At 47.1% G+C, this 24709-nt stretch carries 27 protein-coding genes; 22 read left to right on the forward strand and 5 right to left on the reverse strand.

The window, feature by feature from the left end; all coding sequences use genetic code 11:
• Window positions 1-104 precede the first annotated feature (104 nt).
• The 12 genes from rpoE (at window position 105) to NFHSH190041_RS05595 (ending at window position 10785) form a co-directional block, all read left to right on the forward strand.
• On the forward strand, window positions 105-683 hold the full coding sequence (gene rpoE, locus NFHSH190041_RS05540) for an RNA polymerase sigma factor RpoE (protein WP_261924291.1): 579 nt from the start codon (window positions 105-107) through the stop codon (window positions 681-683).
• A gap of 18 nt (window positions 684-701) precedes the next feature.
• The gene (locus NFHSH190041_RS05545) at window positions 702-1337 is read left to right on the forward strand and encodes a sigma-E factor negative regulatory protein (RefSeq protein ID WP_261924292.1); all 636 of its coding nucleotides are present in this window, start codon (window positions 702-704) and stop codon (window positions 1335-1337) included.
• A gap of 17 nt (window positions 1338-1354) precedes the next feature.
• A complete protein-coding gene (locus NFHSH190041_RS05550; RefSeq protein ID WP_261924293.1) occupies window positions 1355-2287 on the forward strand; it encodes a MucB/RseB C-terminal domain-containing protein in 933 nt (310 codons plus the stop codon).
• Window positions 2288-2291: 4 nt separating this feature from the next.
• Window positions 2292-2765, forward strand: a complete 474-nt coding sequence (locus NFHSH190041_RS05555; RefSeq protein WP_261924294.1) for a SoxR reducing system RseC family protein — start codon at window positions 2292-2294, stop codon at window positions 2763-2765.
• Window positions 2766-3081: 316 nt separating this feature from the next.
• On the forward strand, window positions 3082-4878 hold the full coding sequence (gene lepA / locus NFHSH190041_RS05560) for a translation elongation factor 4 (RefSeq protein WP_261925050.1): 1797 nt from the start codon (window positions 3082-3084) through the stop codon (window positions 4876-4878).
• Between the two features lie 153 nt (window positions 4879-5031).
• The gene (gene lepB / locus NFHSH190041_RS05565) at window positions 5032-5946 is read left to right on the forward strand and encodes a signal peptidase I (RefSeq protein ID WP_261924295.1); all 915 of its coding nucleotides are present in this window, start codon (window positions 5032-5034) and stop codon (window positions 5944-5946) included.
• A gap of 5 nt (window positions 5947-5951) precedes the next feature.
• Window positions 5952-6632, forward strand: a complete 681-nt coding sequence (rnc, locus tag NFHSH190041_RS05570) for a ribonuclease III (protein ID WP_261924296.1) — start codon at window positions 5952-5954, stop codon at window positions 6630-6632.
• A complete protein-coding gene (gene era, locus NFHSH190041_RS05575) occupies window positions 6629-7642 on the forward strand; it encodes a GTPase Era (RefSeq protein ID WP_261924297.1) in 1014 nt (337 codons plus the stop codon). Before rnc ends, era begins: the two co-directional genes overlap by 4 nt.
• 13 nt (window positions 7643-7655) lie before the next feature.
• Window positions 7656-8342, forward strand: a complete 687-nt coding sequence (gene recO, locus NFHSH190041_RS05580; RefSeq protein WP_261925051.1) for a DNA repair protein RecO — start codon at window positions 7656-7658, stop codon at window positions 8340-8342.
• Window positions 8343-8437: 95 nt separating this feature from the next.
• On the forward strand, window positions 8438-9175 hold the full coding sequence (gene pdxJ / locus NFHSH190041_RS05585) for a pyridoxine 5'-phosphate synthase (protein ID WP_261924298.1): 738 nt from the start codon (window positions 8438-8440) through the stop codon (window positions 9173-9175).
• Window positions 9176-9370: 195 nt separating this feature from the next.
• Entirely contained in the window at window positions 9371-9748 is a 378-nt protein-coding gene (acpS, locus tag NFHSH190041_RS05590) for a holo-ACP synthase (RefSeq protein WP_261924299.1), read from the forward strand.
• Between the two features lie 518 nt (window positions 9749-10266).
• Window positions 10267-10785: a DUF962 domain-containing protein gene (locus NFHSH190041_RS05595; RefSeq protein WP_261924300.1), complete on the forward strand. Its 519-nt coding sequence runs from the start codon at window positions 10267-10269 to the stop codon at window positions 10783-10785.
• A gap of 134 nt (window positions 10786-10919) precedes the next feature.
• On the opposite strand, the gene NFHSH190041_RS05600 is transcribed toward NFHSH190041_RS05595, so the two are convergent.
• Together NFHSH190041_RS05600 and NFHSH190041_RS05605 are read right to left on the reverse strand one after the other, a co-directional pair.
• Entirely contained in the window at window positions 10920-12206 is a 1287-nt protein-coding gene (locus NFHSH190041_RS05600) for an HlyC/CorC family transporter (protein ID WP_261925052.1), read from the reverse strand.
• 106 nt (window positions 12207-12312) lie between these two features.
• Window positions 12313-13101, reverse strand: a complete 789-nt coding sequence (locus tag NFHSH190041_RS05605) for an inner membrane protein YpjD (RefSeq protein ID WP_261924301.1) — start codon at window positions 13099-13101, stop codon at window positions 12313-12315.
• Window positions 13102-13362: 261 nt separating this feature from the next.
• Between NFHSH190041_RS05605 and ffh the strand changes: the two genes are divergently transcribed.
• From ffh to NFHSH190041_RS05645, 8 genes are all read left to right on the forward strand, one after another.
• Window positions 13363-14736, forward strand: coding sequence for a signal recognition particle protein (gene ffh, locus NFHSH190041_RS05610; RefSeq protein ID WP_261924302.1), 1374 nt, complete (start codon window positions 13363-13365; stop codon window positions 14734-14736).
• 237 nt (window positions 14737-14973) lie between these two features.
• Complete coding sequence (rpsP, locus tag NFHSH190041_RS05615) at window positions 14974-15225, forward strand: 30S ribosomal protein S16 (protein WP_261924303.1); 252 nt, start codon at window positions 14974-14976, stop codon at window positions 15223-15225.
• A 20-nt stretch (window positions 15226-15245) separates the two neighbouring features.
• Window positions 15246-15776: a ribosome maturation factor RimM gene (gene rimM, locus NFHSH190041_RS05620; protein ID WP_261924304.1), complete on the forward strand. Its 531-nt coding sequence runs from the start codon at window positions 15246-15248 to the stop codon at window positions 15774-15776.
• A 15-nt stretch (window positions 15777-15791) separates the two neighbouring features.
• Window positions 15792-16553, forward strand: a complete 762-nt coding sequence (gene trmD / locus NFHSH190041_RS05625; RefSeq protein ID WP_261924305.1) for a tRNA (guanosine(37)-N1)-methyltransferase TrmD — start codon at window positions 15792-15794, stop codon at window positions 16551-16553.
• A gap of 18 nt (window positions 16554-16571) precedes the next feature.
• Complete coding sequence (gene rplS, locus NFHSH190041_RS05630) at window positions 16572-16922, forward strand: 50S ribosomal protein L19 (RefSeq protein WP_261924306.1); 351 nt, start codon at window positions 16572-16574, stop codon at window positions 16920-16922.
• Window positions 16923-17347: 425 nt separating this feature from the next.
• The gene (locus tag NFHSH190041_RS05635; protein WP_261924307.1) at window positions 17348-18439 is read left to right on the forward strand and encodes a 3-deoxy-7-phosphoheptulonate synthase; all 1092 of its coding nucleotides are present in this window, start codon (window positions 17348-17350) and stop codon (window positions 18437-18439) included.
• A 15-nt stretch (window positions 18440-18454) separates the two neighbouring features.
• Window positions 18455-19597: a bifunctional chorismate mutase/prephenate dehydrogenase gene (tyrA, locus tag NFHSH190041_RS05640; protein ID WP_261924308.1), complete on the forward strand. Its 1143-nt coding sequence runs from the start codon at window positions 18455-18457 to the stop codon at window positions 19595-19597.
• A gap of 167 nt (window positions 19598-19764) precedes the next feature.
• The gene (locus NFHSH190041_RS05645; protein WP_261924309.1) at window positions 19765-20097 is read left to right on the forward strand and encodes a hypothetical protein; all 333 of its coding nucleotides are present in this window, start codon (window positions 19765-19767) and stop codon (window positions 20095-20097) included.
• A gap of 121 nt (window positions 20098-20218) precedes the next feature.
• On the opposite strand, the gene NFHSH190041_RS05650 is transcribed toward NFHSH190041_RS05645, so the two are convergent.
• The gene (locus tag NFHSH190041_RS05650; RefSeq protein WP_261924310.1) at window positions 20219-22069 is read right to left on the reverse strand and encodes a chorismate mutase; all 1851 of its coding nucleotides are present in this window, start codon (window positions 22067-22069) and stop codon (window positions 20219-20221) included.
• A 270-nt stretch (window positions 22070-22339) separates the two neighbouring features.
• Window positions 22340-22693 carry a ribosome hibernation-promoting factor, HPF/YfiA family gene (gene hpf, locus NFHSH190041_RS05655; RefSeq protein ID WP_261924311.1) on the reverse strand — a complete coding sequence of 118 codons (354 nt, stop codon included), beginning with the start codon at window positions 22691-22693 and terminating at the stop codon, window positions 22340-22342.
• 310 nt (window positions 22694-23003) lie between these two features.
• Between hpf and NFHSH190041_RS05660 the strand changes: the two genes are divergently transcribed.
• Window positions 23004-23669 carry a cytochrome b/b6 domain-containing protein gene (locus tag NFHSH190041_RS05660; protein WP_261924312.1) on the forward strand — a complete coding sequence of 222 codons (666 nt, stop codon included), beginning with the start codon at window positions 23004-23006 and terminating at the stop codon, window positions 23667-23669.
• A 122-nt stretch (window positions 23670-23791) separates the two neighbouring features.
• On the opposite strand, the gene NFHSH190041_RS05665 is transcribed toward NFHSH190041_RS05660, so the two are convergent.
• Window positions 23792-24313, reverse strand: coding sequence for a c-type cytochrome (locus NFHSH190041_RS05665; RefSeq protein WP_410010852.1), 522 nt, complete (start codon window positions 24311-24313; stop codon window positions 23792-23794).
• Between the two features lie 119 nt (window positions 24314-24432).
• Here NFHSH190041_RS05665 and trpR point away from each other — a divergent pair, with 119 nt between their 5' ends.
• The gene (trpR, locus tag NFHSH190041_RS05670; protein WP_261925054.1) at window positions 24433-24708 is read left to right on the forward strand and encodes a trp operon repressor; all 276 of its coding nucleotides are present in this window, start codon (window positions 24433-24435) and stop codon (window positions 24706-24708) included.
• The last annotated feature ends 1 nt before the right edge of the window (window position 24709 follow it).

The following is a 24709-nucleotide window of genomic DNA, read 5'->3' on the forward strand; positions in this document are numbered from 1 at the left end:
TTTTTAAGAACCAGAACTTTTTCTCGGAACTTGAGTCTACATAGAGTAAGAATGATTCGAGCGACTGAAAAATCAGTAAGTTATATTGGGAGAAGTCGGCTCGGATGAGTGGACAAATAAGTGATCAGCAACTCGTTGAACGGGTTCAGCATGGCGATAAAAATGCATTTAACCTGCTGGTACATAAATATCAGGGGAAGGTGATCAACCTTATCGCGAGGTATGTCAGAAATCAGGCTGATGTAGCCGATGTCGCTCAGGAAGCGTTTATCAAAGCTTACCGGGCGTTGCCAAATTTTCGGGGTGAAAGTGCGTTTTACACTTGGCTGTATCGCATTGCGGTTAATACTGCGAAAAATTATTTGGTATCACAGGGACGTCGGGCACCGGCTAATGATATCGATGTCGATGATGCTGAGTATTACGACGGCTCAGATGCGCTAAAGGAGTTTGATTCTCCTGAGCGATTGATGCTGTCAGATGAAATTAAAGCGGTGGTGTTTGAAACCCTTGAAACATTACCGGAAGAATTACGGATGGCAATTTCCCTACGGGAACTCGATGGAATGAGCTACGAGGATATTGCTAATGTGATGGAATGCCCGGTCGGTACCGTGAGGTCTCGGATTTTTCGCGCCCGGGAAGCCATTGATAAAAAGCTCCAGCCGCTGCTGGAAAATTGATAGTGAGACAGGTGAAAAATGGATAAATTAGGTCAGGAGTGGGTCTCTGCCGCCGTCGATGGCGAGGTTGACGCTCAGGCTATGGCAGACTTGTCTGCTGATACCGGTTCCCACGATAAATGGCGCAATTACCATATGATTGGTGATGCCATGCGAGGTGAATTACCCGGTACGCTCAATTTGGATCTGTCAGCGCGTATTGCAGCAGCGATTGAAGATGAACCTGCTATTGTGGCGCCGAAGCGTCCAGTTCAAGCTAATGATATACCGCAGGTAGAGCAGCGTGTACAGAATGTTACTGCGGCAAAATCCAAAGTTGTCCCGCTGTTTAAACAGTTTGGTCAATATGCGATAGCGGCCAGTGTGGCCTTGGTTGCTGTGGTGGGGGTACAGAATTATACCCAGCCGGCAACAGGCGATACGGCGCCCATGCCGGTACTGTCAACCCGACCATTGCTGGGGACTGCATCGCCGGTGAGTTTGCAAACGGCACCATTGCAGCAGGCACAATCTCAAGGCGTGAGTAATGAGCAGGTTTATGAGCAGCGTCGTCGGCTGAATAATTATATTCAGGATCATATGCTGCAACAGAGATTGAACAGCAATACAGTTTTGGAAGACAATCAGTTGGTCAGTCCTGAAACCGGTCGCTGATTGCACGAGGAATAAGTTTGCGTCTCATCCTTCTGGCCCTGTTGGCCGTTGTTTTTCCTGCCATGGCGCAGGAGGAGTTGTCCGCAAAAGCTTGGCTTGAACATATGAGCCAAGCGTTGCAGCAAAAACAATTCAAAGTTTCTATGATCCACCTGCAGGCGGATCATATTCGTCCCTTGGTTTATCTCCATGGTAAGGTGGATGGCCAAGATGTCGCCTTTCTTGAAGATCTGAATGGCCCACCGAAAAATGCAGTACGTATCGGCCATACTGTTACTTTCCTTGAACATGATCAGCCAGCTTATAGTGTCCGTTCCGACCGGATCCAGGGCGTTTGGCCCCCGGCTCTTGCGGGGAATATCACTGCATTAGAATCCGGATATGAATTTGTTCTGGGCGGTCGCAGTCGAATTGCTGGCCGACCTGGTCAAATGGTGCGGATTATGCCTAAAGATGGCTCCCGTTATATCCATCAGGTATGGATAGATATGGAGAGCTTTTTGCCTCTGAAATATGATCTGCTGACCCAGGACAAACAGTTAATTGAGCAGGTGATGGCTGTTGAGTTAGTGGTGTTACCTGAAGCGCCCGCGCTGTTAAAAGAGGCCTTGCACCAAGATTGGCCTGCGGTAATGAATACCGCTGAGCGTGGCGATGGTCGTAATTGGCATTTCAGCTGGTTGCCTGATGGTTTTAAAGTGACGGTGCGGGATCATCATCGCCTTATCGGTAGTCATGAAGCCGTGGAGTATGTGGCGCTCAGTGATGGTTTGGCAAATGCCTCAGTGTATATTGCCCGGGCATCGGATACACCGCTGCCAGAAGAAGTGATTACTCGCAATGGGTTATCATTGGTAACAGAAATTAACGGTAACGCTGAAATTGTGGTAATGGGAAAACTGCCACCGGAAACACTGCGACGGATCGCCCGCAGTTTAAGGTTGGATTAACGCTATGATGGAGCAGGTTGCCCGAGTTATTGAGCAAGACGACAGCGGTTGGGTGATGGTTGAAGTAGAAATGAAAAGTGCCTGCAGCCACTGCGCCAGCAGTGAAACCTGTGGGAGCGGGGCTATTGCTAAGGCATTTTCACCTAAGGTTCAGCGTTTTGCGTTACCCACATCCCGCCCTTGTCAGCCTGGTGATTTACTCAAACTGGGATTGCCTGAGTCTGTGTTACTGAAGGCGGCAGCGTTAGTGTATTTGTTACCGGTAGCTGGGTTATTGCTGGGTGGTTTAATCGGCCAAATGTTGCTAAATAATTTGGGTTTATCTCAAGATTGGATGGTGATGTTAGTGGCCTTTGCCGGCGCACTTGGCTGTTGGGGTATCGGGCGGCGCCGGGCGAAATTGCTGGAGCAGGGAGCGCAGCCAGTTATCCTGTCTTACTTAGGCAGTCAATTATCCTCATCCTCTGGCGGTGCCTGACGTCGATGTCGCCAGTCTCTCCTGTTGCTTGTTCATTTAATTGTGCCTGTTGATGTGGGTTACAGCACTGTGACAAGCGGTGGCAAATGTGATTGGTATTGCCCCCCTAATCAGGTACAATTTCGCACCTTTAACGCGTATCCGTTTAATTTACCTTAGTCATTGCAGCACTGTACAACAGGTGCGAAATAGAGTGGATTACAGTCAAGGTACTGAATCACAATAGAAATCCTGTTAGATACTGTGCTTCTCAGTCAGTGAGTAAGCAATCAGTCAGAAAACCCGAGGGGTTTTAACATTGAGTGAAAAGAAGTCCATGATTAATAAAAATATTCGCAACTTTTCAGTTATTGCGCATATTGACCACGGCAAATCCACTTTGTCCGACCGTCTTATCCAGGTATGTGGCGGCCTTACCGACCGTGAAATGGCTGAACAGGTGCTGGACTCGATGGATCTGGAACGTGAGCGTGGTATTACCATTAAAGCCCAGAGTGTGACTTTGGACTATCAAGCCAAAAATGGCGAAACCTACCAGCTGAACTTTATTGATACGCCGGGACACGTGGATTTCTCCTATGAAGTATCCCGTTCTCTGGCGGCCTGTGAAGGCGCGTTGCTGGTTGTCGATGCGGGTCAAGGGGTTGAAGCCCAGACCTTGGCAAACTGCTATACCGCGCTGGATATGGATCTGGAAGTGGTGCCAGTACTGAACAAAATCGACTTGCCTCAAGCTGAGCCTGAGCGAGTTGCCACTGAAATTGAAGATATTGTTGGCATTGAAGCCCATGATGCGGTGCGCTGCTCGGCTAAAACCGGCGTGGGTATCGACGATGTGCTGGAAACTATTGTGGCTCAGATCCCGCCACCAGAAGGGGATACTGAAGCGCCATTGCAGGCACTGATCATTGACTCTTGGTTTGACTCCTACCTTGGGGTTGTGTCTTTAGTCCGGATCAAAAACGGCAGCCTGAAAAAAGGCGACAAGTTTAAAGTGATGAGCACAGGTCAAACCTACAATGCTGATCGCGTCGGTATTTTTACGCCTAAGCGTAAGGATAAAGATGAACTGAAAACTGGCGAAGTAGGTTATGTGATTGCCGGTATTAAGGAAATTCATGGAGCGCCAGTAGGGGATACCTTGACCCATGCGAAAAATGGTGCCGAGAAGCCACTGCCAGGATTCCAGAAAGCCAAACCTCAGGTATATGCCGGGGTGTTTACCATCTCAACGGATGATTATGAAAACTTCCGTGATGCGCTGAATAAACTGAGCTTGAACGATGCTTCCTTGCAGTTTGAGCCTGAAACCTCTTCAGCACTGGGTTTTGGTTTCCGTATTGGCTATTTGGGCCTGCTGCATATGGAAATTATTCAGGAGCGTCTGGAGCGGGAATATAACCTGGATCTCATCACTACTGCGCCAACGGTGGAATACGAAGTGGTGCTGACTAATGGCGAAACCGTTTATGTGGATAACCCATCGGATCTGCCGGCTCTGAATAATATTGCCGAAATGCGTGAGCCGATTGTGGAAGCCAACATTCTGGTACCAAAGGATTATCTGGGTAACGTTATCACGTTATGTGTGGAAAAACGTGGTATTCAAAAGAATATGGTGTACCACGGTAACCAAGTGGCATTGACCTATGATATTCCAGCCGCAGAAGTGGTAATGGACTTCTTTGACCGGTTGAAATCAACCAGCCGGGGTTATGCGTCATTGGAGTATAACTTTGTCCGCTTTGAGCCTGCAGATATGGTACGTTTGGATGTGTTGATCAACGGGGATCGCGTTGATGCACTGGCGATGATTATTCACCGCTCTAATATCCGTCACAAAGGTATTGCTCTGGTTGAAAAGATGAAAGAGCTTATTCCGCGGCAGATGTTTGATATTGCTATTCAGGCAGCAGTGGGCAGTCAGATTATTGCTCGCTCTACCGTAAAAGCCTTGCGTAAGGACGTTACCGCGAAATGTTATGGTGGTGACGTATCCCGTAAGAAGAAACTGCTGCAAAAGCAGAAAGAGGGTAAAAAACGTATGAAACAACTGGGTAACGTAGAGGTGCCACAAGAGGCATTCTTGGCGGTACTAAAGTTGAATGATTAAGGTTTTTTTCCAATGTCGCGCCGCTTGAAGCGGCGCTTTAGTTAGTTTGACTTATCGCGTTAAAACACCGCTTTAGGATAACTAACTAAAGCCGATTTCTATGGTCAGGGTGACCACTTTTTATCCGGATAGACGGCAGGAGTTTACAACAATATGGCAGCCTATTTTTCTCTCATTCTGGTGCTGGCGACACTGGCAACCGGGCTTATCTGGTTGTATGACATTATTTTTCTTGCTCCCAAGCGGCGTGAGAAACTGGCGCTGGCTCAGGCAAGTGGGGATCTGACGCAGGATGCCAAAGAAAGCATTATGCGGGAATCTGTTGTGGTGGAAACCGCTCACTCAGTCTTCCCTGTGATTGCTTTTGTATTGGTGCTGCGCTCATTTATTTATGAGCCATTTCAAATTCCTTCCGGTTCAATGATGCCTACTCTACTGGTGGGTGACTTTATCTTGGTGGAGAAGTTCAGTTATGGATTGCGTGACCCAGTATGGCGTCACAAATTGGTGGAAACCGGTGAGCCAGCCCGTGGTGATGTAGTGGTGTTTAAGTATCCGGAAGATCCTCGGGTCGACTATATCAAACGTGTGGTAGGCCTACCGGGCGACAAGATTATTTATCGTAATAAACAACTGTGGATCCAGCCTAAATGTACCGCGGATGAGAAAACCTGCCCAGGCCCGCAATTGGTACCGCGCACTGAAGTTAACAGTGGGGAGTTTTTCCAAGATGGCGTGCCGTTACTGCGTTATCAAGAGCAGTTAGGGAAAGTGACCCATGACATTCTTATTAACCCGGCCCGGCCAGAGATGAGCCGTTATTACTACCACGAAGGAACATTGCCTATCGGTGAGTGGATTGTGCCTCAGGGGGAATATTTTGTTATGGGTGATAACCGGGATAATAGCCGTGACAGTCGTTTCTGGGGCTTTGTGCCGGAAGCGAACCTGGTGGGTAAAGCCGTGGCAATCTGGATCAGTTTTGAATTTGACCGCAGCCCATCCGATTGGTTGCCTACCTGGATCCCAACCGGGGTGAGATTCAATCGGATCGGCGCAATACAGTAATCAGTATGGAACCAATCAAGAATTTGAAGCGGCTGTGCCGCACTCTGGGTTATGAATTCACTAAAGTGGAGTTACTGACTCAGGCGTTGACCCACAGAAGTGCGGCCAATAAACACAATGAGCGTCTGGAGTTTTTGGGAGATTCAATCCTCTCCATCGTGATTTCTGACGCCCTATATCACCAGTTTCCGAAAGCCACTGAAGGTGATTTAAGCCGGATGCGGGCGACCTTGGTGCGGGGTGATACTTTGGCGATTATCGCTCAAGAATTTAAATTGGGTGAGTATCTGCTGCTAGGGCCAGGTGAACTGAAAAGTGGCGGTCATCGTCGTGAATCAATTTTGGCCGATGCGGTAGAAGCGATTATCGGTGCTATCTATCTGGACTCTGATTTAGAGTGTTGCCGTAAACTGCTATTGCAGTGGTATGAGACCCGGTTGAAAGAAATTCAGCCCGGCATTAACCAGAAAGATGCGAAAACCCTGTTGCAGGAACACCTGCAGGGCTTCAAAAAACCACTGCCAGAGTATCAGGTAGTTAAGGTGGAAGGTGAAGCCCATGATCAAACCTTTACTGTAGAGTGCCGGGTTAAAGATCTGTCCCAGTCTGTTGTTGGTGTGGGCAGTTCCCGCCGTAAGGCTGAGCAGATGGCTGCCGCCCAGGTACTGGAGTTACTGAAGAAATGAGTGAAAAAGACTTGCCTGAGCATCCAAATGCCCCGACCCAAGTGAATGAGCCGTCGCTGGATGAATTGCTGGCAAGGATGAATCAGGGCAGCCATTCCGGGCCACAGTATGATGTTACCTACTGTGGCATGGTCGCCATTGTTGGTCGGCCGAATGTGGGTAAATCAACCCTGCTGAACCGTCTGCTGGGGCAGAAAGTCAGTATTACTTCCCGTAAGCCGCAGACTACCCGTCATCGTATTATGGGGATCCATACTGAAGGGCCTAGCCAGATTGTGTTCATTGATACACCTGGTTTGCATATTGATGAAAAGCGGGCAATCAACCGGCTGATGAACCGTGCGGCAGCCAGCTCCTTGGCTGATGTGTCTATGGTGGTATTTGTGGTTGACGGCATGAATTGGACTGCCGACGATGATATGGTGCTGACCAAGCTGAGCCGCGGTGGCGAAGAACGTAAAATTGTACTGGCTATCAATAAGGTTGATCACATTAAGGATAAAGCGGCATTGTTTCCGTATTTAGAGGAAATGGCCAAGAAGTATCCTTTTGATGAGATCCTGCCGATTTCTGCCAAGCAGGGCACGAATGTGCAGCGCATTTTAGATTTGGCGACAGAAAGCCTGCCTGAATGTCCGTTTTACTTCCCAGATGATTATGTCACTGACCGTTCGCAGCGCTTTATGGCTTCTGAAATTGTGCGTGAAAAGCTGATGCGTTTCCTCGGCGATGAACTGCCCTATGATGCAACAGTGGAAATTGAGCAGTTTAAGATGATGGAAAACGGTGTTTACCAGATCAATGCTCTGATTCTTGTTGAACGCAGTGGTCAAAAACGCATGGTGATTGGTAATAAAGGCGAACGGATCCGCACTATTGCTACTGAAGCCCGTAAAGACATGGAAAAATTGTTTGATAACAAAGTATTCCTTGAAGTCTGGGTGAAGGTGAAATCCGGCTGGGCCGATGACGAGCGCGCGTTGCGCAGTCTGGGTTACGGCGAAGATTGATCCGGCGGTACTGATGGAGCGGGGCTATGTGCTGCATCACCGGCCATACCGTGAAGCCAGTGTGATTGCCAATCTGCTGGTTGATGGTATAGGGCGGGTGGACGCTGTGGTGCGTCTTGGTAGTGGCCGCCGCTCACTTAAAAGTATCCTGCAGCCATTTCAGCCATTGATCTTTGTGGTCAGTGGACGACATGAGCTAAAAAGTCTGAGCCAGGTAGAAGCCATGGCTCCGGCTATTCCCTTAACCGGCCACAGCTTGTACGCCGGTTTCTACCTTAATGAAATCCTGATGCGTATTATCCACCATGGTGGTGATGCGTTATTTTTCCCCTATCACCAAACCTTAATGGCTTTGGCTGATACATTTGCTGAAACGCCATTGCGATATTTTGAGTTATCGTTGCTCGAAGAATTAGGGGCGATGCCGTCACTAATACAGGATGGCCATGGTAATGCTCTGACTGCTGAGCTGCGCTATCAGCTATTAGCTGAACAAGGATTTTGGCCTGTGGTTGATCATGTTTCCCGGGCATTTCATTATCCAGGGCAGAGCTTGATTAATCTCTGTCATCGTTGTTTAACCGCCGATGACCTCCCTGTGGCCAAGCGACTGATGCGACAATTGTTGCAGCCATTGCTGGGCGATAAACCGCTTCGTAGTCGCCAGCTTTTTATGGCGCAACAAGATACTCAGTGCTGATTTTTTGCACGCCTTCATACCTTTCTGCTGTATTTTCCGTACAATAATCCGGTTCTTATCTTCGCTATTACCCGATTTTCCACAAGGAGAGACTGATGACCGGGATTTTGCTGGGCGTTAACATCGATCATATTGCAACTTTACGGCAGGCCAGGGGGACGGATTATCCGGATCCGATTCATGCCGCCGCTGTTGCGGAGCACGCTGGGGCTGATGGCATTACAGTGCATTTGCGGGAAGACCGGCGTCATATTATCGACCGGGATATTTATCTGTTAGCCAAAACACTAAAAACTCGGATGAATTTTGAATGTGCTATCACAGAAGAAATGCTGACCATTGCCTGTGATATTCAGCCTGCTTATGTCTGTCTGGTGCCGGAAAAACGTCAGGAGCTGACCACAGAAGGCGGATTGGATGTTGCTGGTCAGCAGAATAAGGTGCGGGATGCTGTTAGCCGCTTATCCGCTGTTGGTATTCAGGTTTCTCTGTTTATTGATGCCGATAAAGTGCAGATTGATGCGGCACTTGCCTGCGGTGCGCCTGTCATTGAGATCCATACCGGCGGTTACGCTGATGCTAAGAGTGTTGATATTGAGGCACGCGAGTTGCGGCGGATCCAAGCTATGGCGGCATATGCTCATCAACAGGGACTCATTGTCAATGCCGGACATGGACTGCACTATCACAATGTGAAGGCAATTGCGGCAATTCCAGAGCTCTATGAACTGAATATTGGCCATGCCATTATCGCTCGGGCTGCTATCGATGGGTTAGATACAGCGGTGCGGGATATGAAAACGTTAATGCAGCAAGGGCGGCGTGGTTGTTAATGACAAGTGGCCGTTGAGTTTTTAAGCTCGTTTTGCTACCTGATAAGCCGATAACGCATTAGAAGGGAGGCATAAACGCTGGGCAAAGGATTTGGTGAAATCTGGTTTATGCTTTGTTTTGAGTAAAATTCAATCGCAAAAGGTCAACAGACTCTGGCGTATAATGATTATCTTTCTGCAATTGGTTTAGAAGTTATGGCAATCATAGGTTTAGGTACAGATATTGTTGAAATTGCCCGTATTGAACGACAGTTGGCGCATAGCGACCGATTAGCAAAACGCGTTTTGACCGATGATGAGTGGCAGCAGTTCTGTGCTACTAGCCAGCCAGCCCGTTTTTTAGCAAAACGTTTTGCCGCAAAAGAAGCTGCTGCTAAGGCACTTGGCTCTGGTATTGGCCGGGGCATTTCCTTTCAGCATTTTCATATCAGCAATAATGATTGGGGGGCACCTAAGCTGAGCTTTTCCGGTGGTGCAGCCGAGCGTTTGGAGTTGCTCGGGGGCTATCTTGGCCATATCACGATTGCTGATGAGCAGCACTATGCTGTAGCTACGGTGATTATTGAGTCTTAATTGTGTGACCTTAGTTCAAGCTTCATGGTTACAGCCATTGGTTTGGTTACTCTGATAAGGCGTTATTTTAAAAAGGTTCACCGGCACTGTCGGTGAACCTTTTTTACAAGATGACTTAACCCGCATCAATCCCATAGCAAACTTTCTTCTGCTTTTAGTTCTTTTATACCTGCGGCTTGGTTATCCGTGTCGTTCTGGTTGGGCTGATATCTGGGATAGCCATTTTGTACTTATGCGCGTCATCGTCTGACGAACACTTCATTTGCGATAATGGCCTCGTTTAAATATCAGCGGTGGCAGATTGGTAATCGCTTTGATACGGTAACACTGACGTGTCGCTGTGCATAAAGCGTGTTTCATTGCTGAACGAGTTGGAATTTACGATATGTGACCCTATTCATTTGTTCAGGCAGATTAAGGCATTACACGATAAAAATAATGGATAACAGGCAATAGCAAGAGTTTGTTTACGACGGTCGTAGCTTAAAACGAAGGATATTTGATACAGGAGGTAAAAGATGAAGTCTGTGGTGGAGCAATTGGCCCGTTATCAGAGTGTGCACTTAGACCGGCGAAATGTTATCACGCATATTATAGGTATTCCGCTGATTATCTGGTCATTGTATTTGTTATTATCCATGGTGTCTTTGCTTACGCCTTGGGGAGGGATCAATCTGGCATTACTGCTGACTATAATAGTTCAGGGGTATTATTTGCTGCTGCACCCGGGCTTGGCAATTGGCGTACTACTGTTTATTTTACCCGTGCTCTACAGTACCGCGATATTAGCGCATTGGCCGGGTGCTATTTGGCTTGCTGTTGTTATTTTTGTGCTTGGCTGGTTATTTCAACTTGTTGGCCATTTTTATGAGCAGGCTAAACCGGCTTTTATTGATGATATAAAGCAGCTGTTTATCGGGCCATTATTTTTAGTCGCAGAACTGTATTTTGCATTGGGATGGTGTACCTCTTTGCAACACGCTATACAGCCATTAGCCAGAACTTACCGTCAACAGCTTAATGCCACTGATATGTAATAAGCATTATTGATTAATTGGTTATGGCAGGCATTGAGAAAGATGTCAGCAAAGTAAGTTATTGCTTACTTCGCTTTATAAGCAGTATATATAGCTCTGAGATAATGAAATACCATTTGTTTGCTAGCTTAGTGTTAGGCAGAGGCTTCTTGCCGCACTTGACGGTAAAACGCAGGCATAATCCTAACGGTTTTGATCATATGACCACTGACTTCCACCACTTCTAGAGGATAACCGGCTAACCGCAGGCTAGTACTGGCTGAAGGAATTTCTTCCAAATATTCTAGGATAAGGCCATTAAGGGTTTTAGGGCCGTCAATGGGAAAATGCCAGTCCATTTCTTTATTGAGATCGCGGATATTGACGCTGGCCTCAACCAGATAACTGCCATCTTGCTGGGGAATAATGCCTTCACAGGCCGTGGGGAATGTGGAAGTGGTAAAGTCACCGACAATTTCTTCCAGAATATCTTCTAGAGTGACCAGTCCCTGCATATCACCATATTCATCGACTACCAGTGCGATCCGCTCTTTATTTTGTTTGAAATTACTCAATTGAACATTCAGGGGCGTACCTTCTGGCACGTAGTAAATTTCTTTTACCGCCCGTAGCAGGGAGGATTTACTGAATTGATTTTTTGATTGTAAACGTAGTGCATCACGCAGATGAATAAAACCAACGGTATCATCAATGTTATCCCGGTAAACCAGCACCCGGGTATGCGGGCTTTGGATCACCTGGCGATTGATGGTTTTAAAATCGTCATTGACGTTAATGGCATAAATATCAGCCCGAGGCACCATAATATCTTCCACTGTGACCTTTTCTAGATCCAAAACTGACAGCAGCATTTCTTGGTGATTTTGTGGGATAAGCGCCCCCGCTTCATTAACAACGGTACGTAATTCTTCTTGGCTTAGGGCATCATTGGCACTAACGGTATGGATCCCCAATAATCGCAGAAATGCAGATGTGATTAGATTGGTGATTTTCACCAGTGGGCTAAGTAATTTGAGTAATAAACGCAGTAGTAGACTGGATGGGAATGCGACTCGCTCTGGATGTAGAGCTGCGATGGTTTTGGGGGTCACCTCAGCAAATACCAGTACTAATAGGGTTAATACGCCGGTAGCGATAGCCACCCCGAGATCACCAAAGAGTCGCATGCCTAAAATAGTGGCAATGGCGGAGGCAAGGATATTAACCAAATTATTGCCGATAAGAATAAGCCCTATCAGCCGATCGGGACGTTCTAATAATTGTCTGGCGCGAATGGCGCCTTTATGTCCCTGATTAGCAAGATGTCTAAGCCGGTAGCGGTTTAGACTCATCATGGCGGTTTCAGAGCCGGAGAAGTAGGCTGAAATTAACAGCAGTATGGCGAGGATGATCAGTAAAGTGGCGGTGGAGATCTCTTCCACTAATTGTGACTCCATTCGGACTGATAAACTTAACAAATACCGGCTAAGCCAGCAGGTGTCAAGTCAGTGGGCAAAACCGGCAGGTTGCGACCTGCCGGCAGCGCTGTTAGCCGATGATCAACTCTTTGACAATGCGCGCCCCAAAATAAGCCAGTGACAGTAATACCGCCCCTGTTAAGGTGTAGATTACGGCCGTACGAATTTTGCAGCCAACGCGGTAATGCTGCCATAGCATCGCGACATAAACGGCCCAGGCAACGATGGAGAGAATCGCCTTATGGCCTTTTCCTTCACCGAACATATCTTCAAGGAAAATAAACCCTGTTGCGAGGGACAAACTGAGTAAGGCAACACCAATAATCACCAAGTGATAGAGTTGTTTTTCTACTGTCAGTAATGGCGGCATGGATGGGCTAAAAACCAATTGCTTGTTTTTCAGCCTTTTTTGGATTAATGCCAGCTGGATGGCATAGAGCGCCGCAATCATCAGTGCACTGTATGCCATCAGTGACAACACCACATGCACCAAGACTTCCGGATGGTTTTCAAAATGCAGAATAAATTTCGGCGGGACTAGCCACAGCAGTGCGACAGACAGTATCGAGCAGGCATAGACGACCGGAACGACAACGATCACCTTTAGCCGGAACATCAGCAGGGTAAAGCAGCAGGCGATAATCCAGTTTACCAGTGATATCACATTGGTAAGGCTGAAGTTTTGGCCGTAAGGGGTATAAAAGGCCTGATACAGGGCCAGGGCATGAAATACCACAGCCACCGCCGCGACAGCAGCCACCACCGGCCGGTTGGGACCATCAGCATGGAACAGGCGACTGGTCACCAGTACCAATGCGATGCAGTAGAAAATCATGGCTGAGGCAGAATAAATGACCATGGAATGTAAACCTATCTTCTCAGTTGAGTAGTGGACACAAGATGAGTAAATGACATTAATGGCGGTAGGATAACATGAGCATTTACTTTTTGGGCAGTGATACAGGTGGCAATTTTCAGCAGAATCTCGCCTGTATCAGGGTTTTATCCCAATCTATCCCGTTGAAGGTTTCCCTGTGACGGTCAGGCAGTAGCTAATTATATCCGCCTCGCTATAATACAGGCCAATTATTGAAAAGCTTACAAGGTATTGCACAGGAAGATGTTTGAGAACCTCACAGACAGGCTGTCGCGGACACTGAAAAATATCAGTGGCCGTGGCCGGTTAACTGAAGACAATATTAAGGAAACGCTGCGTGAAGTTCGGATGGCGCTGCTTGAGGCTGACGTTGCGCTTCCTGTGGTACGTGAATTTGTCAATGCCGTAAAAGAACGGGCTGTAGGGCAGGAAGTGACCAAGAGCCTCAGTCCGGGACAGGTCTTTATTAAGATTGTCCAAAGTGAGCTTGAAAAGGCCATAGGCGAGTCCAATGAAGCACTGGATTTAGCTGCGCAGCCTCCTGCGGTAATTATGATGGCGGGTCTGCAGGGTGCAGGTAAAACCACTTCTGTAGCGAAATTGGCCAAGTTCTTAACCGAACGCCAGAAAAAATCGGTACTTGTCGTGAGTGCTGACGTTTATCGTCCTGCCGCGATTAAGCAGCTGGAGACGTTGGCGCAGGAAGTCAGTGTGGAGTTTTTCCCCTCTGATGTGAGCCAAAAGCCGATTGATATTGCCACAGCCGCTATTGCGCACGCCAAGCTGAAATTTATCGATGTCGTTATTCTTGATACCGCCGGCCGTCTGCATGTTGACGAAGCCATGATGGATGAAATCAAGGATCTGCATGCAGCAGCAGCACCGGTTGAAACACTGTTTGTGGTTGATGCCATGACAGGTCAGGATGCGGCCAATACAGCGAAAGCATTCAATGAGGCTTTGCCTCTGACCGGTGTCGTACTGACCAAAGTCGATGGTGATGCCCGTGGTGGTGCGGCGCTGTCTATTCGTCATATCACCGGCAAGCCGATTAAATTTTTAGGTGTAGGTGAAAAAACTGATGCGCTGGAGCCATTCCACCCAGACCGAGTGGCTTCCCGAATTCTGGGCATGGGTGATGTACTGTCTCTGATCGAGCAAGTTGAGCGCGGCGTTGACAAAGACAAAGCCATGAAATTGGCTTCTAAAGTTAAATCCGGCGGTAATTTCGATCTGGAGGACTTTAAAGAACAGCTGCAACAGATGAAAAACATGGGCGGTATGATGGGGATGCTGGAAAAGCTACCCGGTATCGGCCAGTTGCCGCCGGATGCTATGGCGCAGATCCAAAACGGCAAAATGACTGGGCAGATGGAAGCCATTATTAATTCCATGACGCCAGCTGAGCGTCGCAACCCGGATATTATCAAAGGCTCACGTAAGCGCCGTATCGCGGCGGGTTCTGGTACTCAAATCCAAGATGTTAATCGTCTGCTGAAACAGTTTACTCAGATGCAGAAGATGATGAAGAAGATGTCTGGTAAAGGCGGCATGCAGAAGATGATGCGTGGTATGCGCGGCATGATGCCTCCTGGGATGAAATTCCCTGGCCGGTAATTTATTTTTCGCTATTTTTCACTGCAAGGTACTTGATTTTAAGGGCTTTGCAGTATGATATCGGCAAGATTGACCGAACAAGTTATCACCGGGCGCTGTAAAATTCGACAGTCTCGGTTGCATTAGCTGAAAAGTCAGGTAAAATCTTCCGGCTTTCTATGCTGGAACTCTATTGCGAACACGGGGTTCCAGTTTTTATTTTTGCTTCAATGCAAATCATTAGAGGATTGAAAACGCATGGTTACCATTCGTTTAGCTCGTGGTGGCGCTAAAAAGCGTCCTTTCTACAACATCGTAGTTGCTGACAGCCGCAACGCCCGTGACGGTCGTTTCATCGAACGCATCGGTTTCTTCAACCCACTGGCTCGTGGTCAGGAAGAGACTCTGCGTCTGGATCTGGACCGTATTGAGCACTGGGTTGCCAACGGTGCAGCAACTACTGATCGTGTAGCAAAACTGATCAAAGACGCTCGTAAAGCAGCTGCTTAATAGCGTAAAGGTATAGCTTGATGAGCAGTAACCAACAGCCTGTAGTTCTGGGCAAAATTGGCTCCAGCTACGGCGTTAAAGGTTGGATGAAGATCACCGCTTATACCGAATCATTGGAAGGTATTTTTGACTATGCTCCCTGGTTGATCAACGAACAGGGAAAATGGCGTGAAATCAACGTAAAGCAGTGGCGTTTTCATGGTAAGGCAGTGATTGCCGAGCTGGAAGGCGTGACTGACCGGGATCAGGCTCAGGCGCTTGCAAACTGTGAGATTGCCATCCTCCCCGGGCAGATGGATGCACTGCCAGCAGACGAGTTCTACTGGCGTGATCTTATTGGCTGTGCGGTGGTGAACACTAAAGGCTATAACATGGGCAGTGTTGATCAGATTCTGGAAACAGGGTCTAACGATGTGCTGATGGTTAAAGCCAATGCCAAAGATGCCTTTGGCAAAGGGGAACGTTTGATTCCCTTTGTTACCGGACAATTCATCCTTGAGGTGGATTTGCAGGCCAAACAGATTTTAGTGGATTGGGATCCGGACTTTTAAGTCGAGGTACAACATATGTGGTTAGGGGTTGTTACCCTGTTTCCCGAGATGTTTCGTGCCATTAGCGATTTCGGAGTTACGGGTCGGGCCGTGAAAAACGGTCTGCTGGAGTTGCAAACGTGGAATCCGCGTGATTTCACCTATGATCGACACAATACTGTGGATGACCGGCCTTATGGTGGTGGTCCCGGGATGTTGATGATGGTGCAACCTTTACGTGATGCTATCCATGCTGCCAAAGCGGCAGCAGGTGACGGCGCGAAAGTGATTTATCTGTCTCCTCAGGGGCGCAAGCTGACTCAGCGTGGCGCCGGTGAGCTGGCAAAATCACAGAAACTGATTTTGGTGTGTGGTCGCTACGAAGGTATTGACGAGCGCATCATTCAGACTGAAGTGGACGAAGAGTGGTCGGTAGGTGATTACGTGCTTTCGGGCGGCGAATTACCCGCAATGACCCTTATCGATGCGGTGTCCAGACTGGTTCCCGGCGTGCTGGGAAAACAGGCTAGTGCAGAGCAGGATTCCTTCTCTGATGGTTTACTGGATTGTCCCCACTACACGCGTCCGGAGTGCCTGGATGGGCATGATGTACCAGATGTGCTGCTGAGCGGCAACCACGAAGAAATTAGACGCTGGCGTCTGAAGCAGAGTCTGGGTAGGACATTGCTGCGGCGGCCAGAATTATTTGAAAATCTAGCTCTGACTGACGAACAAAAAAGACTGTTAGCTCAGTTCGTCACTGAAAGTGACGAGTCGGCCAAGTCGAAGCTCAGTTAAATCTAGAACGGAGTATTTATGAACAACATCATTAAGATGCTCAACGATGAGCAAATGAAAAAAGACGTACCAGCGTTCGGTGCTGGTGATACTGTTATCGTACAGGTACGTGTTAAAGAAGGTGAAAAAGAGCGTCTGCAGGCGTTTGAAGGTGTGGTTATCGCTAAGCGTAACCGTGGTCTGCACTCTGCTTTCACTGTTCGTAAGATCTCTAATGGCGAAGGTGTTGAGCGTTCTTTCCAGACTCACAGCCCAGCTATCGCCGGTATTGAAGTGAAGCGTCGTGGCCGCGTTCGTCGCGCCAAGCTGTACTATCTACGTGAGCGTTCAGGTAAGTCTGCACGTATCCGTGAAAAGCTGGCTAAGTAATCACTTAGTTCGCTGTACAAATAAGACGTTAAGTGTTCGCACGAAGACCCGCCCATGTGGCGGGTTTTTGTTTATCTGCTTCATGGTCAACCTGCGAACTTAAGTTCTTTGCATGTCATCTGGACTGGAGCGGCATATTATCGGGGCGACATTGGGAGGCGTCACATTATTTCAGCTAAGTTGGCTAGCACACTAAATACTTCTAGATGAATGATGGCTACATAAGGTTTCTATCATTTATCAAATTTTATGCCCTGAGGATTAACTAAGATTGTGGCATGAATGAAAAAAGGTTTGATATTGGGGTTGGTTTAATATTAATGTAATGGCGTAACGTTACAGTGGTGCGATGGTGCTGCTTATACGTTTGGGGCCGGCCGAGGAATTGCCTCGGGCGTAAAGACATCTTTAGTTAGGTTACTGTTATGGCGAAAGAAACATTAAACAACCTTCATATTTGCGCGGAAAAAGTACTGATTACCCCAGATGAGTTGAAGATCGCATTGCCCATGTCTGCAAAGGCGACAGCGTTTGTACGTCGAGCTCGCCAAACCGTTGCTGATATTGTCCATAAACGGGACCATCGCCTGTTAGTGGTCGCCGGTCCCTGCTCTATTCATGATCTTGTAGCAGCAAAGCAGTATGCGCGGCAGTTGAAACAGCTGCATGATGAATTAAACCAGTCATTTTATATTTTGATGCGGGTCTATTTTGAGAAGCCCAGAACTACCGTAGGGTGGAAAGGGATGATCAATGATCCAGATATGGATGGCTCGTTTGATGTGGAAAAAGGGTTAAAACAGGCTCGTGAGTTGATGCTGTATCTGGCTGAGCTGGAGTTGCCGGTGGCGACTGAAGCATTAGATCCTATCAGCCCTCAATATTTATCAGAGTTAGTTAGCTGGGCTGCAATTGGTGCACGCACGACTGAGTCTCAGACGCATAGGGAGATGGCTTCGGGCCTGTCGATGCCGGTAGGGTTTAAAAATGGAACGGATGGTAAATTAGCAGTGGCGATCAATGCATTGCAGGCGGCTGCCAGTGGCCACAGTTTTATGGGCATCAATACTCAGGGGCAAGTGGCATTATTGCAAACGAAGGGAAATCCGGATGGCCATGTCATTTTGCGTGGTGGGATAGAGCCTAATTATGATGCCCAAAGTATTGCTAGTGCGGAGCAACAATTACACGATGCTGGCTTGAATGCCAGATTAGTGGTGGATTGTAGTCATGGTAATTCGGCAAAAGATCATCGGCGTCAGTTGCCCGTATTTCGGGAGATGATGGCGCAGATTGCTGCTGGGAATTGCTCAGTTATCGGACTGATGTTGGAAAGTCACCTCAATGAAGGACAGCAAGGGACGGATAAACCATTAGCTTCTTTAGCCTATGGTGTATCTGTGACTGATGCTTGTATCAATTGGGTCGATACTGAACAGTTGCTGCGCGATGGAGCGGCACAATTGGCTTCAGTTTTACCTGGTCGCTTTGCTATGCTGAAAGCTGCAAATAGCTGATTTCACGGTGCCTTTATGACAGAAAAATATTCGCAAGAGCTGACGCAGTTGCGCGGCAGTATCGATAAAGTCGATCAAGCACTACTAGGGCTTATCCGTGAACGGCTGGATTTAGTCGCTCGGGTTGGCGCGGTAAAACATCAGGCCGGGTTACCCATTTATGATCCGCAGCGTGAAGCCAGTATGCTGGCTCGCCGACGGGAAGAGGCAACAGCATTAGGTATTTCCCCTCAGTTGATTGAAGATATATTGCGGCGCTTGATGCGTGAGTCTTACCTTAATGAAAAAGATGTTGGTTTTAAACAGATAAATCCAGCTTTGGGGCCGGTGGTGATTATTGGTGGGCAGGGAGCCTTAGGGCAATTATTTGCTCAGATGCTGTTATTGTCCGGGTATCAGGTTCGTCTACTGGATAAAGATGATTGGCATAATGCTGACGCCTTGTTGGCGGGGGCTGGTTTGGTGTTGATCAGTGTCCCTATCAGTATTACTTGCGATCTTATCCGGACCCGTTTGGGGAATTTGCCAGCAGATTGTATTTTAGCGGATCTTACCTCTGTGAAAGCCGAGCCATTGGCAGCCATGTTGGCAGCCCATCAAGGCCCTGTCGTAGGGTTACATCCTATGTTTGGCCCAGATGTTGGCAGTTTTGCGAAACAGGTGGTAGTGGTGTGCCATGGCCGGGAACCTGCGCAATATCAGTGGCTGTTGGATCAGATGGTGATATGGGGTGCAAGCTTAGTGGATGCTGCGGCTGACCGTCATGATAATGCGATGCAATTGGTCCAAGCCATGCGACATTTTTCGACCTTTGTTTATGGGCTTAATCTTTGTCGGGAGCAAGCTGATTTATCTCATTTGCTGACATTTAGCTCGCCAATTTACCGTTTAGAGCTCGCCATGGTAGGGCGTTTATTTGCCCAGAGTCCAGAGTTGTATGCGGATATTATTTTTGCTCAGCAGGATAGTTTGGATGTGATTAGTCGTTATCTGGATAACTATCGGCAGGCTTTAGAGCTACTTCAGCAGGGAGACCGAGCCGGCTTTATTCAGTGGTTTGAGGATGTATCGAGTTGGTTTGGCAGTTTTGCTCCTCAGTTTAGGGAAGAGAGCCGAACCATGTTGCAGTCGGTCAATGATATGAAATCATCGGCTTGAGGAGCGGACATTATTAGTTTTTGATTTGCGGTCTATTTCAGTTTTTAACCTTGGTATCGCATTGGGATATTGCACTCTGGCTGAAGCGAACGTATTGTTAATACATAAAGGGCATAACTGTCATAACATGCGGTTCTCTCCATGAGAAACAGATGAGCGGAGGAGCTATGGATTTGAGTTCCACAGGAAATATGCTGCCCGAAGATGTCAGTCCGGCACACTTGATGTATGGCATGATGTCAGCATTTGCATTAGCGTTTATTCCCGTGCTGCTAGCACTGGTGATTAATTTCTCTCAGCACGGTAGTGGCGCTGTGATGCGTAGCCATATTAAATGGCAACGTTGGTCTATGTTGGTATTTTTATCTCTCAGTATTCTGGCTTGGTTGTTACCTCAGGGGTGGATGGGGCTGGGAGTCTTTGGCGTTGCGGTAGTTTGGTTTGTTCACCGAATCATCAAAGGCTGGATGGCATTGGCTGATGGTATCTGTATGGCTTAATATTTCCGTTAAAAAAGGCGCCGATTGGCGCCTTTTTTATGTCGGTTATCCCGTCCTGAAATAGGTTGATACTTGTTTTCCCATTCAAACTGCAACGGCATTGTAACAAGCTGGTGTTGGCTCAGCGGTATAGCTTGCTGATCTGTTGTCGATGCTGTTGTTGCGGCTGACAGGGGATTATCAGCCCATTAGCGCTAAGCTCTTTTGGCAGTAATGGACTGTCTTTAGGGGCTTTGACAATGACTGGACAGGGTAATGTTGTCTGTAATCGTTGCAGTTGAATAATATCCAGCACTTTTTTACCGCTACGGGTTTCATCGCCTGCTTCACATAGGACAATACTTTGATTGCCTGCTTGCCGAAGTGTATCAAGGGATTGGGTTAATGCAGCAATACTTGCATCTGGATGACGCTCCAGTATTACTGGCAGAGTTTGAGCCCCAGCACAGTTGAGCAATTCATTATCAAACATGGCTGAGCCAGTAAGATAAAGCATTTCAGCAGGCAATGGCTGGCTAAGAGAATCCACTGAGCAAAGGGCGGCGATAGGCGCAAGTTGGCTGTCAGTTAATTGTTGTGCCAAGGTGGCGCTCAGATCGGCTGCAGGGACAATTACGCCCTGGAATCCTTGCTCTCGTAGCGTCTTGAACCAATTGAGTTGCGCATCATGCTGCTGTAGCTGATGCAATTCAGCTAAGGCAACCGGGTGATCTTGACCTAAGGTGAGATGCTGAGTTTGAATTTGAACCGGTGCCGTTGTCATTTGACCATCGGTTTTGGAGGTATCCGGCTCTATTAATAATTGCTTTTGACTTAACTGTGTTGGTGCAACAGTCTCACAAGGATAACAGCCTAATACTTTGATAAAGCGGGTTAAATTGGCCAGTTCACTGAGTACATCTCGCATATTGACCGCATCAATATTGGCATCTATATCCAAATAGAACATTTCTTCCCAAGGGGTACCGGCAATGGGGCGAGATTCTAGTTTGGTCATATTGAGTTGATATTTTTTTAATACCAGCAGCGCATCAACTAAGGCACCAGGTTTATGGCCTGTGGCCATAATCAAGGTTGTTTTAGCCGGTACCTGCTCAGGGACATGGATTGCCTTACGGGCGACGACAATAAAACGACTCTGATTAATCTGCTGATTGGCCAGATTATCTTTCAGTACCTCCAGCCCATATAACGCACCGCCTTGAGCACTGCCGATGGCCGCAATATCCATACGCTCATTTTGCATGACGGCTTCCATCGCTGCAGCACTGGAAGCGCAATAGGCTAATGCCAGCTCAGGTTGCTGGCTTAAATAACGGCTGCATTGGCTGATAGGTTGAGGATGGGCATATAACTTAGTGATATGGCTAAGTTGTGTTCCGGGTTTGCCCAATAGGCAGTGGCCAACATCAATGGTTGTTTCACCAACAATAGCCAGCCGGGTATGTTGCAATAGATCATAAACTTCATTAATCGAGCCGGATGAGGTGTTTTCTATCGGTAAAAAACCAAAGTCAGCATGGCCAGACTCTACCGAGCGGATAATATCATCAAAGCTCTTACAGCCTAGCTCCACCATAGAAAATTGGCGCCGCTGACAGTAACGGCTGGCAGCAAGATGAGAATAGGAGCCTTTAGCGCCAAGGTAGGCGATACAGTATTGCTGTTTGTCCGTATCAGGATTGGCCTGTTGCTGTAAAAATGCCTGCTGATTTAATACCGAATCTTCAATAATGGTCTGATACAGGCTAAGCACAAAATGGGCATCTAACCCTTGTTCTCGCCCCTGGCTCACCAGTCTCGCTAAAAGCTCTTTTTCCCGCTCGGTATCTCGGATAGGGCGGATATCAATCGCTTTGCTGCGGGCGACATCCAATGCCAGCGTCCGGCGCTTGGCCAGCAGTGCCAGCATATCTTTATCTACTTGGCTGATGGCGGTGCGGAGCTGGCTTAACGCCGGTGGTTTTTCCATAGTAACCTCGGGAATATCATAAAAAAGCCTCCTTAAGTGGAGGCTGGTTTTACTTTCTTCAGGATAAGCCTAAACCGCCTCAATCAACGCAGAGGCTAAAAAAGAAAGTAAATGAAAGCATGTGATCTTTATTCATAGCCTCAAAAGGTAAGGGGTGAGACTGGTAGTGTCAATGAAAATTCGGGGATGACTGCTGGTGCTTATTCTTAAAGTTAAAACCATAAAGCACGCATAATGCGTGCTTTATTACCCCGAGATAACACACTGGTATTATGCCAGGCTTTCCTGTTGCTCAATCTCTTCTGAGTCAGTTTCAGGATGCTCTGGTTTATCTGCAAAACGTTTAGCTTCATCTTTATGGGCTAAGCGGTTTAATTGCTTTTCCAGTTTCTGCCCCATGGCATTGATGGCGTTATACAGGTTTTCGTGTTTGGCTTGAGCAAATAATTCCCCCTGAGGCACTTTGACACTGGCTTCAATTTTGAACAGAGGTTTTTCTTCGCTGATAATGACGTGGGGATTAATCAGATGTATATCATAGCGTTCGAGTTTTGCCAGACGGCTTTCAACACGTTCGCGAATGGGTGCGGTAACTTCAAGGTGCTTACTGGTGATCTTTAGCATATAGAGGACCTTCTGTTGTTTCCCTGAATTCAGACTAACAAGAATTGCTCAGTAAGTCGTGATTTAGATCGCAATAATTTGCCAATGTTACACTGTGTGAAGATAATTTGGGCACTTGGCATAATTTTGCTCAAAAGGTTGTTTTTTGCTTGTTATTGTGTGAAGGCAACGTCATATTTGATGGGATGAGCTGTCGCAGCTTTAGTGTCAATTCATGTAAATTCGATTATTTTCTCGCTCCCCATCCATTAAAATTCGCAGTAATAATTTGCCTGTTATCTGTTGTAGACTCATTAAATAAGGATGATTTATGGGCCGTAACGTTAAGGTGTGGGATATCCCGACTCGCATATTTCACTGGCTAATGGTTGTGCTATTGGCATTACTTTGGTGGAGTGCTGAGCAGGGCGAAATGGAATGGCACATGATATCGGCTTATGTGTTGGCCGGTTTATTATTGTTTCGTATTATTTGGGGCGTTTGGGGCAGCCAAACCGCGCGATTTACTGATTTTGTTGTCAGTCCTGCTAATGTGTGGCGATACACTAAAACATTACCCCGTCAGGGGATTATACCGCATCATGGGCATAATCCATTGGGTGGCTATATGGTGATAGTGTTGCTGTTGGTTATGACTACGCAGTTTACGACCGGTTTATTTGCCACAGACGATATTTTTACCGAAGGGCCGTTATATGCCTGGGTGAGTTCCGATACGTCAGCAATATTAACTTGGTTGCACAAAAATAATTTCAATCTGATTTTATTCTTAGCCAGCGTGCATGTGTTAGCTGTATTGGTACATGTAGGTAAAGGCGATAAATTACTGCCTGCGATGGTAACAGGTTACCGTCGAGATGGTTGTGCAAGACAGCTATTTTTTAAATCACTTTGGCAGGCTGCTTTATTATTTGGCTTAATTGCTGTGGGTCTTGGCTATTACTTAATTTGGCCTTTGATACTTCAGTTAGTTTAAGCGGTGAAAATAATTGAATGACGTCGAGTTTGACCGATATTGATTGAGTGTGTGCGATAACACAGCATCAGGCAATCCCTGTTTGTATTGGGATTGCCTGTTGAATGACCTAACTGTGATAATCAGTCTTTTTTAAATTGGTTATGGCAACTTTTACAGTTTTTAGCGGTAGTGCCAAAGGCTTTTTTGATTGCTTTTTTATTGCCTTGAGTTGCAACTTGGGCAAGTTCAGCGCTATCAAGTTGGAATTGTTTCATTTTATTGTCAAATTCTCCACGATTTTGCCAAATATTAGCCTTGGCATCAGAGTCTTTGGCTGAATTAGGAATAAAACCTTCTAACGGCAGTTTAGATAGGGCTGCAACATTGGCGGCGCGCATAGCAAATACATTGGCATCAAAAGGTGTTTTGCCTTTCATCATATCGCCCATATCGGCGAAATTATGATAAATCAGGCTAAAAGCCGCCTGACGATAGTCAATGGCATCATCAATATCTTTAAAGTCACGAGCCTGAACCACAGGGCTTATCCCTGCCGCGATGAGTATGGATAACAGGATTTTTTTCATTGTTATTCTCACAGTGGTTGGATGATTAATGAACGCATGTATCTTACCTGTAGCGTTTTGTGAAATAACAGTCATTATTTGTCAATAAATGTATTTGCTTGCTTTATCTTTTGCTTAACCATGACACTGCATTGGCGTGTGCCGCTGAAACCGATAAAATAATGCAGTTTAATTTCGAAGTGAGATAAGTGATTATGCGGGCTGGCTGGGATTTAGTTTTGGATAAAGTGTTGAGTCATCCGCAATTGGATGAACTGGAATGCCTGTTTCAACTGTTGCTGACAGAAGATGAGCGCAGTGCTGTTGCCGGTAGATTGAAGGTGTTTCAGTTGTTGTTGGAAGGGCAGATGAGTCAGCGGCAGATCGCCAGCGAGTATGAGGTCAGTATTGCAACCATTACCCGCTGTTCTAATTACCTGAAGAATATGTCTGCTGAGCGCCGGGCTGCCATTACAGCACTTATTCTGTAAC

This window comes from Shewanella sp. NFH-SH190041, assembly GCF_024363255.1.
Lineage (GTDB): Bacteria > Pseudomonadota > Gammaproteobacteria > Enterobacterales > Shewanellaceae > Shewanella.